Origin of the sequence: Streptomyces sp. BBFR25, from assembly GCF_044590125.1 — a bacterium.
Taxonomy (GTDB): Bacteria; Actinomycetota; Actinomycetes; order Streptomycetales; family Streptomycetaceae; genus Streptomyces; species Streptomyces canus_D.
The window spans coordinates 6982121-6996740 of record NZ_CP172447.1; the positions used below are offsets into that span (position 1 = coordinate 6982121).

Annotated in this window: 9 protein-coding genes and 1 pseudogene; 7 read left to right on the forward strand and 3 right to left on the reverse strand. The window is 70.9% G+C overall.

Annotation, left to right across the window (positions count from 1 at the left end; translation table 11 throughout):
* Positions 1 to 43: 43 nt before the first annotated feature.
* Positions 44 to 829: a hypothetical protein gene (locus ACGH52_RS31565; protein WP_399944275.1), complete on the forward strand. Its 786-nt coding sequence runs from the start codon at positions 44 to 46 to the stop codon at positions 827 to 829.
* 226 nt (positions 830 to 1055) lie between these two features.
* Here the strand turns inward: ACGH52_RS31565 and ACGH52_RS31570 are convergent.
* Positions 1056 to 1271, reverse strand: a pseudogene (locus ACGH52_RS31570) (tyrosine-type recombinase/integrase); the annotation flags it as partial.
* A gap of 931 nt (positions 1272 to 2202) precedes the next feature.
* On the opposite strand from ACGH52_RS31570, the gene ACGH52_RS31575 reads away from it, so the two are divergent.
* The 4 genes from ACGH52_RS31575 to ACGH52_RS31590 all read left to right on the forward strand — a co-directional run bounded on the left by ACGH52_RS31575 (position 2203) and on the right by ACGH52_RS31590 (position 5581).
* Positions 2203 to 3546: an alpha/beta fold hydrolase gene (locus ACGH52_RS31575; protein WP_399944278.1), complete on the forward strand. Its 1344-nt coding sequence runs from the start codon at positions 2203 to 2205 to the stop codon at positions 3544 to 3546.
* A 43-nt stretch (positions 3547 to 3589) separates the two neighbouring features.
* On the forward strand, positions 3590 to 4225 hold the full coding sequence (locus tag ACGH52_RS31580; RefSeq protein WP_121704522.1) for an MBL fold metallo-hydrolase: 636 nt from the start codon (positions 3590 to 3592) through the stop codon (positions 4223 to 4225).
* 54 nt (positions 4226 to 4279) lie between these two features.
* Entirely contained in the window at positions 4280 to 5059 is a 780-nt protein-coding gene (locus ACGH52_RS31585; RefSeq protein ID WP_123627076.1) for an exodeoxyribonuclease III, read from the forward strand.
* 114 nt (positions 5060 to 5173) lie between these two features.
* Positions 5174 to 5581, forward strand: a complete 408-nt coding sequence (locus ACGH52_RS31590; RefSeq protein WP_399944283.1) for a DUF6278 family protein — start codon at positions 5174 to 5176, stop codon at positions 5579 to 5581.
* A gap of 294 nt (positions 5582 to 5875) precedes the next feature.
* On the opposite strand, the gene ACGH52_RS31595 is transcribed toward ACGH52_RS31590, so the two are convergent.
* On the reverse strand, positions 5876 to 7483 hold the full coding sequence (locus ACGH52_RS31595; RefSeq protein ID WP_399944286.1) for an amidase family protein: 1608 nt from the start codon (positions 7481 to 7483) through the stop codon (positions 5876 to 5878).
* Positions 7484 to 7695: 212 nt separating this feature from the next.
* Here ACGH52_RS31595 and ACGH52_RS31600 point away from each other — a divergent pair, with 212 nt between their 5' ends.
* Entirely contained in the window at positions 7696 to 8430 is a 735-nt protein-coding gene (locus ACGH52_RS31600; protein ID WP_399944290.1) for a lytic polysaccharide monooxygenase, read from the forward strand.
* A gap of 136 nt (positions 8431 to 8566) precedes the next feature.
* Positions 8567 to 10354: a glycoside hydrolase family 35 protein gene (locus tag ACGH52_RS31605; RefSeq protein ID WP_399944293.1), complete on the forward strand. Its 1788-nt coding sequence runs from the start codon at positions 8567 to 8569 to the stop codon at positions 10352 to 10354.
* Between the two features lie 68 nt (positions 10355 to 10422).
* On the opposite strand, the gene ACGH52_RS31610 is transcribed toward ACGH52_RS31605, so the two are convergent.
* Positions 10423 to 14478 (reverse strand): endo-alpha-N-acetylgalactosaminidase family protein, encoded by a 4056-nt coding sequence (locus ACGH52_RS31610; RefSeq protein WP_399944296.1) that lies wholly within the window; start codon positions 14476 to 14478, stop codon positions 10423 to 10425.
* Positions 14479 to 14620: the final 142 nt, after the last annotated feature.

The window sequence follows — 14620 nt, forward strand, 5'->3', positions numbered from 1 at the left end:
AGTGAGAGAGGAGTTGGCAGACGCAGGTGCCTGGAGTTCGTATGTGGCAGCACTGCGCCAGGTGCTCGGAGCGGTGATCGCGAAGAGTGGCATTGACCTCCTAGAGGTCGGCGAGCTACTGGTGAATGAACCCCTTCCTGACAGGCACCTCGGCCTTCGCAACGGCGCGGAGGTCCGGTTCCCGCAGGCGATTGATCTTGCCGAGGGGATGGCAGCGGGGCGCGGTCCGTATTGTCAGCTTTCCATCCCGGGGCGGCTTCAGATTGAGTCGGGATGGGATGGGGCTATACACCTTTTCACGACGCGAGCGGTAGCCACTGATCTGGCAAGACTCCATTGCCAGGACGCGATTCTCCAGTGGCGCGACGCAGTTCCTGAGCCGACAGCGATCTCGAATCCCGTTGGTGCCATAGCGGACGAGAACTTTTGGGAGACGGTGGCGAAGGTCTCCGAGCGCTTCACCTTGTTGTGCGAGCGCTGGGCGTACGGTGCCTCCGGGTGCCGATGGTTCCGCGTAAGTCGGGAGAACGTAGCCGAGCTGGCCCGACTCATGCGACCACGTTCACTGGTTTGCGTCAGTATCGATCCGGTGTTGCGACCTAGGCTTGAGATATTGGAGGACGACTTCACGGCCTTCGTAGCCCCGCTGCTGCCCGGTGAGTTGCCCTATCGGGCCTACCCCGGTGGCGCCGATACGCTCTCCGAGGTTATGGATGAGGGTTTCTCACTCATGCTGGCGGACAGATTGATGGGTGATTGGTGCGCCGTAGTGCCGGATTCGGACGGAGTGAACAGGGCGCAGTGGGAAAGCCCAGGGGGCGGTAGTTGATTGCCCGCACTCATAGGTCAACACTTCAGGCCAACAGCCTCAGTCGAATGCTCAACCGTCGGTCTGACGTCGGGTCGTAGCGGAGTGAGCCGGGTGGGATGTTCCGAATACTTCTCCGTGACATGCGACTGGGTTGCCGAAGTCTGGTAGGAGCGCGACAGAGCCCTCATCGACATCGCTATCGATGAGGGCTCTGCGACGTTTGACGACGTCAGAGGACGACGGGCTACGGGGGGGCAGGGTCGTCGTCGGTCGGGCCGAGGGTAACCATGGCTTGGCGTTGGAGGCGGAGTCCTACGTGGGCGTAGACGCCGACGGTGACGCCGATGTGGGCGTGGCCCAACAACTCCTTGATTACGACGAGGTCGATGTCCTGCTCCAGAAGTAGGGGCAGGGTCGAGTGCTGCAGGTCGTGGAGGCGGATGCGTCGGAGTCCGGCACGGTCTTCGACGTGCCACGTTCACCGCCGCGTCGACTGAGAGCCAGCCTCGGTCTGCCCACACCACCTCAAGATCTCGAACAACAGGGTCCGGAAGAAGGGCGTGCCCGGCACGCGCATCCGCTGCGGCTGACGGTGGCACGTGAGGCTCTGCTCTGCGGGGTGGGCCCGCAGGACCGCGCCGAGCGGCAGGTACTGGGCCTGGCCCGTTTCAACGACCCCTTCGGCTCACCCCACGAGATCTCCTACGGCGCCCCACCTTCACCGCCCCCGAAATCACTTCTTACTCGGACTGCGGGTACGTCGTGGTGCACGAGACCGGGGAGGGCTTTCACGATCAGGCAACTCCGCAGGCGCGCGTACCGGCTCATGGAGGTTCTTGGCCTGCGCAGAGTACGTCTCTACGACGCTCGTGCCTCCTGCCTCACCACCTTGCCAACAACGGCGTGCCGGATCACATCCTGGCCCGGTGGGCCGGGCACACGAACGTGAAGACTACGAAGAAGTGGTAAGTGAAGCCAGACGTGGAAAACCTCCGCTAAGCCACCACCACATGGGATGGCCTGCACGGTGAGGCGGAGGGGCGTGCGTGCCTTCGGCGGCGTTTCCCGAGGGTGGTTCTCAGGTGGCGATCGGAGCGGCCCGAAAGGTCTCCCGCTACCTCGACCCGTCCTTCAGAACGGCACCACATGCCTTGCTGCAAACTCGGAACAGCTAGCAGCTGTACTGATGGAGGAGGCAGCGCGTCGACGCGAGGACCAGGAGAGAGTGCGGTCGGCAGGTCACGCTGCGTCAGGCGCGCGTGTACACACTGAAAGGTCAGACTCGATCGACGAGGCCGTCGGCGGTGCCCGACGAGTCGAGCCGCGGGTGCATGGAGCCGCCGGCCTCCCCGGGCTGTGTGAGATTTCGTGAGACGTGAGAGGGTCTGGGCGTGAGCGAGACACCACCCAACATCCTGCAATACCGCTTTGACGGGCCGGAAGACGCTCCGGTTCTGATCCTTGGACCGTCCCTCGGTACCACGTGGCACATGTGGGACCGGCAGGTGCCCGAACTGGCTCAGCAGTGGCGGGTCTTCCGGTTCGACCTGCCCGGACACGGCGGTGCCCCGGCCCACCCGGCGGGGTCCGTCGCCGAGCTCACCACGCGTCTGCTGGCCACCCTCGACGGGCTCGGCGTGCAGCGTTTCGGGTACGCCGGGTGCGCCTTCGGCGGCGCCGTCGGCATCGAGCTGGCCCTGCGCCACCCCGAGCGGCTCGCCTCCCTCGCGCTGATCGCCGCCTCGCCCCGGTTCGGTACCGCCGACGAGTTCCGCCAGCGCGGCGTGATCGTGCGCACCAACGGGCTCGACCCCATCGCCCGCAGCTCCCCGGAGCGCTGGTTCACCGGCGGGTACGCGGCCGCCCAGCCCGCGATCACCGAGTGGGCCGTGCAGATGGTGCGGACCACCGACCCCGGCTGCTACATCTCCGCCTGCGAGGCCCTCGCCGCGTTCGACGTCCGCGGCGAGCTGGGCCGGGTGGGCGTCCCGACCCTGGTCCTCGTCGGCTCCGACGACCAGGTCACCGGGCCCGCCGAGGCCCGCACCCTGGTCGCCGGCATCCCCGACGCCCGCCTCGCGGTCGTCCCCGGCGCCTCCCACCTGGTCCCGGTCGAGCAGCCCGCCGCCGTCACCGACCTGCTGGTGCGCCACTTCACCACCGCCTGGCAGGCCGCCCCCGACGCCACCTCCACCGGCCAGATCGCCGTCCCGGTCCACCCCGCCGCACATCCCGTCCCGGTCGCCGGGCCCGCCGCCGCGTCCGTCCAGCCGGCACCGGCCCAGCCGCCGCAGACCGCGCCCATCGCCGAGATCGCCGCCGCCCCCGCCGTGCCGCCGCAGGCACAGGGACGGCCCGATCCGTACGACGCGGGGCTCAAGGTGCGCCGCGAGGTCCTCGGCGACGGGCACGTCGACCAGGCGCTCGCGCAGGCGGACGAGTTCTCGGGGGACTTCCAGGAGCTCCTCACCCGGTACGCCTGGGGAGAGGTCTGGAACCGTCCGGGTCTCGACCGTCGCTCGCGCAGCTGCGTCACCCTCACCGCCCTCGTCGCCGGCGGCCACCTGGACGAGCTGGCCCCCCACCTCCGGGCCGCCCTGCGCAACGGCCTCACCCCGGGCGAGATCAAGGAAGTACTGCTCCAGGCGGCCGTCTACTGCGGTGTACCGGCCGCGAACGGCGCGTTCCGGGTGGCCCAGCAGGTCATCCGGGAGGAGACGACACCACCGGAGTGAGCCCCTCGGGCGGGGTGCGGGCGCGCGGCGGCAGGATGGAGTCATGAAGCTCACCAAGAAGTCGCACGCCTGTGTCCGCCTCGAGAAGGACGGGCAGACGCTCGTCCTGGACCCCGGCGGGTTCAGCGAGGAGGACGCCGCCCTCGGCGCGGACGCGATCCTCGTCACCCACGAGCACCCGGACCACTTCGACGAGCTGCGGCTGCGCGCCGCCATGGAGGACAACCCGGCCGCCGAAATCTGGACGCTGAGGTCGGTCGCCGAGAAGATCTCGGCGGCGTTCCCGGGCCGCGTCCACACCGTCGGCCACGGCGACACCTTCACCGCCGCCGGTTTCGACGTACAGGTCCACGGGGAGCTGCACGCGGTGATCCACCCGGACATCCCGCGCGTCACCAACGTCGGCTTCCTCGTGGACGGCGGCAAGGTCTTCCACCCCGGCGACGCCCTCACCGTCCCCGACCGTCCGGTCGAGACGCTGATGCTGCCGGTGATGGCGCCCTGGAACAAGATCGCCGAGGTGATCGAGTACGTGCGCGAGGTCAGGCCGCAGCGGGCCTACGACATCCACGACGCGCTCCTCACCGACCTCGCCCGCCCGATCTACGACCGCCAGATCGGCGAGCTGGGCGGCTCCGAGCACCTGCGGCTGACGCCCGGCGACTCGGCGCGGCTCTGAGGCTCCGACCAGGGCGGGACCGCGTTGTCAGTCCCGCCCGGTAGGTTGTGGGACATGCGCATCGCGACCTGGAACGTGAACTCGATCACCGCCCGCCTGCCGAGGCTGCTCGCCTGGCTGGAGAGCAGCGGCACCGACGTGCTGTGCCTCCAGGAGGCCAAGGTCGCCGAGGCGCAGTTCCCCTTCGACGAGCTGCGCGAGGCGGGCTACGAGGCGGCGGTCCACGCCACCGGCCGGTGGAACGGGGTGGCGGTGCTCTCCCGCGTCGGCCTCGACGACGTGGTCAAGGGCCTGCCCGGCGACCCGGGCTACGAGGGTGTCCAGGAGCCCCGCGCGATCTCCGCCACCTGCGGCCCGGCCCGCGTCTGGTCCGTGTACGTGCCGAACGGGCGCGAGGTGGACCACCCCCACTACGCCTACAAGCTTCAGTGGTTCGAGGCCCTGCGCGCCGCCGTCGAGGGCGACGCCTCCGGCGACCGCCCCTTCGCCGTGCTGGGCGACTACAACGTCGCGCCGACCGACGACGACGTATACGACCGCTCGGCCTTCGAGGGCGCCACCCACGTCACCCCCGCCGAGCGCGCCGCCCTCGCCTCCCTGCGCGGCGCCGGCCTGTCCGACGTGGTCCCGCGCCCGCTGAAGTACGACCACCCCTTCACGTACTGGGACTACCGCCAGCTCTGCTTCCCCAAGAACCGCGGCATGCGCATCGACCTGGTGTACGGCAACGAGCCCTTCGCCAAGGCCGTCACCGACTCCTACGTCGACCGCGAGGAGCGCAAGGGCAAGGGCGCCTCGGACCACGCGCCGGTCGTCGTGGACCTGGACCTGTAGCCGCGCAAGCCGCAGACGCCGAGCAAGCCGCAGACCCCGCGCATGCCGCCCACGCCGCGCCCACTTCCGCGTGCCCTGTGGTGCACCTGGCGGTACGAATGACAGTGTGGAGGTATGAACTTCCCCTTCCTGGGCAAGCGGCGCGAAGATCCCCGGGCGCACGACGCGGAGGGCATCGGCGAGCTGCTCGCCGACTGTGATCTGCTGCGCTCGCAGGCGCTGCGGGAGGGGGTCAGGCTCGACGACTCCGCGCTCTCCCTGGAGCAGTTGGACCAGGTGCTGCCACGCTGGCGCAGCGACGAGGAGATCCTCACCTGGCTAGGCAACGACGCCGGTCTGTACCTCGGCACCGTGATCGTGCGCACCGTGCCCGGCGCCGCCTGGACCATCCGCTCCGACGGGCAGCCGGTCGTCCGGCTGGCCTCCGGCCGGGAGTTCGACGTGGTGGCGAACGGCCACGCGTGGGCGGAGGTCGGCGTACCCGAACTCTCCCAGTTGTACGGGGAAGTCGCCGAGGCGTGAGGCGAAGCGCGGGTCGTAGCGCGCACCGTGAGGCCGTCGCCGCCGTCGCCCGTCGTCATGCCTTCCGCAAAGCCCGCCTTAAATAGGGGTAATGATCGAAAGGTGCGTGTCGGTCGCATTCGTGCCCTTCGTCTCGATACGTTGCGGTGGTCGGAGCGGACACGACACGAACGCACGGGGGACTACGCAGGGTGCAGCCGGAGATCACTGCTCGCGGGCGAGGAGAAGGTCAGCTGCATACCGGCGAGCGACCGCGTCGAGGCGTTGCTCGACGACGCGCGCTCGCCGGTCGGCTCAGCGTGCGGTGCCGGACGGAGACGAGGGCAGATACCGGGGCGCCCGCCAGGCGTCCAGCCGGTGCTCCACCGCCGCCCCCAGGGACAGCAGTTCGGCGTCCTGGCGATCGCCGGCCATGAGGAGCAGCCCCACCGGCAGCTCGCCGACGAAGCCGGCGGGCACGGACAGCGAGGGGTACCCGGCGACGGCGGCGGGGGTGGAGGACGGGATCACGTCGTTGTCGCCGCGCGCGCAGTCGGTGGTCCAGGCGGGCGGGTTCGCCGGGGAGGCGATGGCATCCAGCTCGTGCGCTGCCATGACTTCGTCGATGGACCGCCGGGACAGGTCGGTCAACTCCGCGCGCATCGCCCGGTACCCCGGGTCGGTGGTGGGCGGCGCGGCCAGCGCCTGTTCGAACAGCTCCTGGCCGGCGAAGCAGGTCTGCTCCCGCGGCTGCGTGCGGTTGAACTCGATCAGCTCGGCCAGGTCCTGCGGTCCGCCGCGGGTGGGGAGGTGGGCGTCGATGTCCCGGTGGAACTCGCTCAGCAGCGCCGGGAACTCGAGTTCGGCCAGCCGCTCCTGGTAGGGCAGGTCCACCTCGACGACCTCGGCCCCCGCGGCGGTCAGCCGCTGCGCGGTACGGGTCATGAGGGCGTCCACCTCGGCGCCGAGCGACGGCAGCCGCCACAGGCCGATCCGTTTGCCGCGCAGGCTGCCGGGACGGCCGACCGCGTCCGCGAGACTCGCGGCGCCGTCGGCGCGCACGGTGTCAGGGCCGCCGAGCACGGAGAGGGTGAGCGCGGCGTCGATCACGTTGCGGGCCATGGGTCCCGCGGTGTCCTGCTCGGCGGAGATCGGTACGACGCCCGACTGGCTGACCACTCCGAGGCTGGGCTTGAGGCCGACCACGCCGTTCATCCCGGCGGGGCACACGATGGAGCCGTCCGTCTCGGTTCCGATCGCCACCTGGGCCAGCGACGCGGCGAGCGCCGCTGCCGAACCGGAGGACGAGCCGCAGGGGTTGCGGTCCAGGACGTACGGGTTGTTGGTCTGCCCGCCCACCGCCGACCAGCCCGACGTCGGTTTCGCCGCGCGGAAGTTGGCCCACTCGGAGAGGTTGGTCTTGCCGAGGATCACCGCGCCGGCCACCCGCAGCTTCCCGACCAGGTCCGCGTCGGTGTCCGGTGGGCTCCCGGCGAGGGCCAGCGACCCGGCGGTGGTCGGCATGTCGCGGGTGTTCACGTTGTCCTTGAGCAGGACGGGGATGCCGTCCAGCGGGCCCCGGGACTTGCCGAGGCGGTGTCTCAGGTCGCTGGCGGCCGCCTGGCGCAGTGCCGTCGGGCTGGTGCGCAGTACGGCGTTGATCCTCGGGTTGACGGCCTTGATCCGCCGCAGGTAGGCGAGGGTCAGCTTGAGCGAGGACAGTGACCCGCGGTCCATGCGGGCCTGCAACTCGGGGATGGTCACCGTGTCGAGGTCGACGCCGTTGACCAGGGTCGACTCGGCGGATCGCACCGTGTCGCCGGGTCCGGAGCCGGCGGCCACGGCCCGTTGACCGGGCGCCGCCGCGACGAGGGAGGCCACGACCACGATCGCGGTCAGGGCCGCCATGCTTCTCTTCTTCATGGCGCACAGCCCACTACACGGGGCCGCCCGGCACAAGGGGCCCCTCGGACTTGGGAGTTGGCGCGGCGCCCACCCCCTTGACGGCCCCCACTCCTTCGCTAAGGTCTAGACCTACGTGTGCAGGTCTAGACCTGCGGGCGGGGTTGCCTCATCGGCACCGTCGTAAGCCGGGGCAGGCTGATTCGACGCGGACCGAAGGGAAAAGTGATGTCATGCGCATGAAAAGAAGGACGGCCGCCGCCGTGGGAGCGCTGGTCGCTCCCGTGGTGGCCCTGAGCCTGCCCGCCCCCACGGCGAGCGCCCACGGCTGGGTGGTCTCACCGGGGAGCCGACAGGACCAGTGCGCCAACCGGGTGGTGCAGTGCGGCCAGATCAAGTGGGAACCGGCGAGCGTCGAGGGCCCGAAGGGACTGCGCAACTGCAGTGGCGGGGACGCCCGGTGGGCCGACCTGGACGACGACGGCAAGGGCTGGCGGGTCACCCCGATCGGCACCACGCACACCTTCACCTGGACCATCGAGGCACGGCACGCCACCAGCAACTGGCAGTACTTCATCGGCGACCGGAAGATCGCCCAGTTCGACGGGCACGGCGCCCTGCCGCCCGCCTCGGTCAGCCACCCGCTGGACTTCGGCGGGTTCAGCGGGCGGCAGAAGGTGCTCGCGGTATGGAACATCGCGGACACCGCCAACGCCTTCTACGCCTGCATCGACGTCAACATCGGCGGCGGTGACGACGATGGCGGGGACGGCGGCGGAGGAGACGACGGCGGCGGCGACCAGCCGGGCGACTGCACCGCCGGAGCCTGGAACGCCGGGAGCGTCTACAACGGCGGCGAGACCGTCGCCCACGACGGCCACACCTGGCGCGCCAAGTGGTGGGTGACGGGCGAGGAGCCCGGCACCACGGGCCAGTGGGGCGTCTGGGAGGACCTCGGCGCCTGCTGAGCACGACCGGTCGGCGCACACACCGGAAGGAGTGTGCGCCGACCCGCGCCTCCTCCTGTTGATCGCGTCTGGACGACGATTGGCATCGATAACATCGTCTGCCATAGTCACAGCCATCGACGGTCAAGGAGGAACCGTGCAGCGATCCACCCTCACCCACGCCGACGGCAGCCTGCTGCGGAACGGGCAGCCGCACCGCGTTCTGGCGGGCTCGCTGCACTACTTCCGGGTCCATCCCGGACACTGGGCCGACCGGCTCCGGCGGCTGGCCGCCCTCGGCCTGAACACGGTCGACACCTACGTCCCGTGGAACTTCCACGAACGCACCCGCGGCGACATCCGCTTCGACGGCCCGCGCGACCTGGACCGCTTCGTCCGGCTCGCCCAGGCCGAGGGCCTCGACGTCGTCGTGCGGCCGGGCCCGTACATCTGCGCCGAGTGGGACAACGGCGGTCTGCCCGCCTGGCTGACCGGCACCCCCGGCATGCGGCTGCGTACGTCCCACGGACCCTTCCTCGAAGCGGTCGACCGGTGGTTCGACGCGCTGATCCCCCGGGTCGCGGACCTCCAGGCCGACCGGGGCGGACCGGTCGTGGCGGTGCAGATCGAGAACGAGTACGGCAGCTACGGCGACGACCACGGCTACGTCCGCCACATCCGGGACGCCCTGGTCGCCCGGGGCATCACCGAACTGCTCTACACCGCGGACGGGCCGACCCCGCTGATGCAGGACGGCGGAGCCCTGCCCGGCGAGCTGGCGGCGGCGACCTTCGGCTCGCGTCCCGCCGAGGCCGCGGCGCTGCTGCGTGCGCGCCGGAGCGGGGAGCCGTTCTTCTGCGCCGAGTTCTGGAACGGCTGGTTCGACCACTGGGGCGAGAAGCACCACGTCCGGTCGGCGGCGAGCGCGGCCGAGGACCTCGGCGGCATCCTCGACGAAGGCGGATCCGTGAGCCTCTACATGGCGCACGGAGGCACCAACTTCGGACTGTGGGCGGGCGCCAACCACGACGGCGACGGCATCCAGCCCACCGTCACCAGCTACGACTCGGACGCCCCCATCGCCGAGAACGGTGCCCTGACCCCGAAGTTCTTCGCCCTGCGGGACAGGCTCACCGCGCTCGACGGCGCCGCACCCCGGCTCCCGCTCCCGGCCGACCCACCGCTGCTGGCCCCCCGTGAGCTGCCGGTCACCCCGCACGCGGGCCTGCTCGACGCGCTGCGCGCGGTGTCCGAGCCGGTGGCCGCACCGCTGCCGCCGAGCTTCGAGGAACTGTCTCTGGCCTCCGGCCTGGTGCTCTACGAGGCCGAGCCGCTGCTGCCCCCGGGGGACCACGAGGTGACCGTCACGGGGCTGAACGACCGCGCCCAGGTGTTCGTCGACGACACACCCGTCGCCGTACTGGACCGCGAGAGCGCCTCCTTCACCGTCTCCGGGACCGGCGCGCGGGTCCGGCTGGCGCTGCTGGTGGAGAACCAGGGGCGGATCAACTACGGGCCGCTGCTCGGCCAGGGCAAGGGCATCCTCGGCGGCGTCCAGGTGGAGCGCCGGCTGGTGCACGGCTGGACGTCGCGCCCGCTGCCGCTCGACGCGTGGACCCCGCGGGACACGGCACGAGCCATGGCGGCGGCCCCCTCGGACGGCCGGGCGGGGTTCGCCACCGCGGTCCTTTCCGTGGCCGAGCCCGCGGACACCTTCGTCGCCCTGCCCGGGTTCGGCAAGGGGTTCCTGTGGGTCAACGACACCCTGCTGGGCCGCTACTGGGAGATCGGACCCCAGACCACGCTCTACCTGCCCGGCCCGCTCCTGCGTCCCGGCGACAACACCCTGACCGTGCTGGAACTCGAACGCCTCGGCGACCGCCTCGCCCTGCGCGACCGCGCCGGACTCGGGCCGTCGGAGGAGTACGTCGAGACCTTCGACTGACGGCCTGAGCAGGGGCGGCCGTGTGCGGCCCGCCACTTCGGGAGAGCGGACCGCACACGGCCGGTGGCTCAGCGGGCGTCGACGGGGCGTTCCCCCGGCGGGTAACCGGTGGGAAGGTCCACGGGCACGCCGTACACGCGCAGCTCCGCGGCGGCCGCGTAGGGCTGCCCGTTGAGCGCGTCGAGCGCGGTGAACCGCACGTAGGAGGCGCGGACCCGGTCGAAGGAGACGCGTTGCGTCTGCGGGACGTCCTTCAGGGTGCCGCGGGCCACCGTCGTCCAGTCCTCGCCGTCGTCCGACACGGCGACCTCGTAGCCGGCGACGCGTCCGTTCTGGCCCCCGCTCTGCCGTCCCAGGTACCCGAACCCGTCGATGTCGGCGGCGCCGCCGAGCCTCAGCGTCACCCAGTGCGGATACGGCGCCTGGGAGGCGGTGTAGTCGGTGTGCCAGATGGTGCCGGCGTCACCGTCGAGGACGTTGGAGACCGGCCCCTCACCGGCCCCCGACGAGCCGTTCTCCGAGTCGGCGGTCGCGGTCATCGAACCCGGTGCGAGAACGGGCTCCGCGGTCACCGCGGCGCGCGCTTCGGACGAGACGGTCCTGGTGGTGCCCGCATGGGCGTAGGTGGCCGTCACCTTCCAGGCGGCGGAGGTGTCGGCCGTGCCGACGGGCGGGGTGAGGAGCCAGGTGGTGCGCACGGTCGCGCCCGGCTGCACGCTCGCGAAGAGGTTGCCGTCCTTCTCCTTCACCTCCGCCTTCCAGCCCTCCGGCAGCCCCTGGAGGGCGATGCCGACATTGTCGGCGTCGGTGGACTCGTGGTTGGTGAACGTCGTGACGTACTCCCCGGGCACTCCGGGGCTCAGCTCGGCGCCGGAGGGCGCGGTGACACCGGCGCAGGCGGCCCCGGTCTCCGCCTCGCCCAGGTCGGTGACGGTGAAGTCGTCGAGGACGAGATCGGTGCCCCGGGCGCTGCCCAGCGTGCGCAGTCCGACCCAGGTGTCCCCGCATCCGGCGACGATCTCCCGGGAGTAGGCCGCCGTGTCCAGGGCCGGTGCCAGCACGTCACGGGTGATGTCCCGGGAGGCGGTCTTCCCGTCGGCGACCCGGTCGGCGCCGGTGACCCAGGCCCACTGCCCCTCGATGTTGGTCTGGTAGGAGAAGGAGACCCGGTACCTGTGGCCCTCCTGGAAGGGCACCGTCGCGGGGGTCGTGCGGTGGACCAGCCCGGTGTTCTCGGCGTGGGACTTCAGCGAGTGCCGGCCGGTGAGCACGTCGTCGACGGCCTTGCCCCGCAAGGTGCCGGAGTCGTAGGGGGAGTAGGTGTTCTTCCACTCCTTCTGGCTGTAGGGCGCGTGCAGGTCGCTGACGCTGGTCCGGGGGTCGGTGACACCGCCCGCGTCACCCTTGACGAACGGTCCCCAGCCGGGCTGGTTGCCCTCGAAGTCCTCGTGGGCGACGACGGTGCCGTCCTCGGAGCGGGGGAGCGGGGTGGTGGTGTCCGCCATCACGCGTACGTCGTCCAGGACGACCGGGGCGCCACCGGCGACGGCGCCGAGTTCCACGGTGACCGTGCCGTCGGGCGGCGCGGTGAAGGAGACCGAGGCCCGCTGGGAGTAGGTGTCCCGCTTCTCGTCGGACGCCATCCGGTTCCTGGCCGGGGTGATGTCGAAGGTCCTCGCCTCCGTGTCCCGGCCGCCGCGCACCCGCAGCGTCGTCTCCCGCCGCTCGCCGGGGCCGATCTCGACGTCCGCGCCGAGCGTGTACCGCTGGCCCGGCGTCAGACCGCGGACCCGCTGCGTGAGGCCCGAGGCGTCGTCGCCCAGGCGGACCACGTTGTCGCCGTTGGCGGCCCGGACGATCTCGGCGCCGCCCCGCGCGTTCCAGTCGTCGAGGTCCCCGCCGTTGAAGCCGGGGTCGGACAGGCCGGTGAACTGGCCGTAGTGGGCGTTCCGGTGCGGCGCTGCCCTGCCGCCGTCCGGCACCAGGACGTAGGGCTGCCCCTTCTCGGCGGTGAGGTTCACCCGCCCGTCGTGGGCCGTCACGCGGGTCTTCTTCGCCCGGCCCTGATCGGTGAGCGCGTAGAGGGTGAAGTCCTCGCGGTCCGCGAACTGTTCGGTCAGTTCGAAGATGTGCTCGCCGCCGGAGGCGCTGTAGAAGTACATCTTGTCGGCGTCGCGGGGCGACGAGGTGCCGTCGCCCTTCCCGGCGTTCTGCCAGGGCAGCAGGTAGGTGTCGCCCCTGAGGACTTCGGTGCTGCCGTCCATGGAGATGCGCCGCTCGCCGTCGACGGACTTCACGCTCACCCCGCCGGTGAGCCGCGCGGACCTGCCGCGGTCCCAGTCCAGCACCTGGAAGTGCTGGAGGAACTTGGTCGGCAGGTTGTCGGTCCAGATGTTCCGGTAGAAGGCGTTCCAGTCGTCCTGGCCGGTCCAGCCCTCGAACTCGACGACGCTGGCGCCGCCGAGCAGCGGGTCGACGTTCCACACGTCGCGGTCGGAGTTGGCGATGAAGCGGACGATGTCGGAGTTGATGCCCTTGTTGGTGGCGCCGCCGTAGTTCTTGTCGGCGGCCCAGTGCGACCACACCGAGGAGCCCTCGTACTTGTACGCCCACTCGGTGGCGACCTCGAAGCCCATCTTGCGCAGCTCGGCGGCGAGACCGTCGGCCAGCCAGCCGCTGGAGTAGTAGGCGTCGATGTAGACGGTCCTGATGCCCGGCGCCTCCTCGCGAAGCCGCTTGAACCGGTCGAGGACGGCGCCGGTGCCCAGGTCCTTTCGCTGGTCGATGTGGTACGCCTGGTTGAGCCAGTCCCAGCCGTTCGGCTGCCCCTCGACCATGTCCTGGCTGAAGGTCTTCGCCTGTGCGTAGGCCTCGGTGGCGTTGACGTGCACGGCGAAGTCCGCGTTGTAGTCGGCGCCGGTCCGGGTGAGGCGGTTCAGGTCCTTCCAGCCGCCCGCGCGGACGTTCTCGTTGCCGCCGTAGTCGGGGTGGGCGGAGTCGTGGCCCTCGCTCGCGTACCCCTTCTCCAGCACCCACTGCCCGAGGTCGTCGGTGGCCATGGAGATGCGCTTGGTGTTGTCCAGTGTCTTCAGGAAGGGGTTGGTGGCCTGGCTCGCGAAGTTGAACGGGATGCGCTGGACCACGCGTTCGGGCACCCGGTCGGCGCCGAGCGGGCGGCGCATGTGCTCCCTGTGGGCGAGGGCGCCGTCCTGCCAGTCGACGGTGCCGTCCCGGTTGGCGTCGGCGGCGAGGACCACCGTCGCCCGGGGCAGCTCGAAGGTGTCGACGCGCGGATCGGTGGCGCCCTCGGGGTGGTAGGTGTACGTGCCGACCGACAGCTCCGCCCGGCGCCGCCCTTCGCCCGCGTCGACGATGCGGGACCACAGGCGCGTGTTCCCGTTGGTGTTGTCGTCCTGCGGCGAGTCCTCGGTCGCGTTGGTGATGACGCCCGCGGACAACTGCGCGTTGCCGACGAACGCGTACGGGGTGCCTACGGGCGCCTTGTCCGGGGCGGTGTCGCCGGTGACGGGGATGAAGCGGTCGGCGGTCGTCGTCGAGTCCGTGGAGATCTTCGTCCGGGCGAGGTTGGCGCCCGGGTCGGCGGAGTCGACGGAGACCAGGGACTGACCGGGTATCGCGAGGGTGCGCACGCTCGACGCGGCCTCGCCGGAGATCTTCTCGACGGCGAAGACGACCGTCGTCTCCGCGGTGACCGTGAGGGTGGAGGTGATGGTGAGGCCGGGCAGGTCCTCGAAGGTGGAGGTGTAGGTCGCCCTGCTGCCCTTCGCCTTCACCGTGGTGGTCGCGCGGTGGGTCTCGCCGTTGACGGTGAAGCTGTCCAGGGCCGCTGCCTGCCCGCCGAGACGGCGCTGCCCCAGCCGGTAGGAGATGACCTGCGGGAACTCCTTCGCCACGGCGACGGTCAGCCCGCCCCGGCTCAGTTCCACCGGTGTGGCCGTCCCGGGCGCCGGGGCCGAGGCGGCCCGGGGCGGGGCCGCGCCCGCGGGCAGGGCGGCGGTCGACAGCAGACCGGCCGTGAGGCCCAGCGCCGCGACGACGGCACCGGGGCGCGGCAGTCGTCCGCGTCCCGGTGGGGGAGATGATGAGGCTGTCGGGGTGTTCACTCTGGCCGCTCGCTTCGGTGTGGTCGCTGCCATCTCGTTGCCGCTAGCCCTTCTCCGTGTCGACAGAGGCGTCTTCAGAGAAACCTGGTCCGCGCGAGGTCCGCGTTGGCGGAACTATGGCAGAGGATGTTATCGATGCCAA

What these genes read in the sequence shown, in the direction of transcription:
- ACGH52_RS31580 (WP_121704522.1), top strand. Translation starts at nt 3,590, where the DNA reads ATGAAGCTCACCAAGAAGTCGCACGCCTGTGTCCGCCTCGAGAAGGAC.
- ACGH52_RS31585 (WP_123627076.1), top strand. Translation starts at nt 4,280, where the DNA reads ATGCGCATCGCGACCTGGAACGTGAACTCGATCACCGCCCGCCTGCCG.
- ACGH52_RS31590 (WP_399944283.1), top strand. Translation starts at nt 5,174, where the DNA reads ATGAACTTCCCCTTCCTGGGCAAGCGGCGCGAAGATCCCCGGGCGCAC.
- ACGH52_RS31595 (WP_399944286.1), bottom strand. Translation starts at nt 7,483, where the DNA reads ATGAAGAAGAGAAGCATGGCGGCCCTGACCGCGATCGTGGTCGTGGCC.
- ACGH52_RS31600 (WP_399944290.1), top strand. Translation starts at nt 7,696, where the DNA reads ATGCGCATGAAAAGAAGGACGGCCGCCGCCGTGGGAGCGCTGGTCGCT.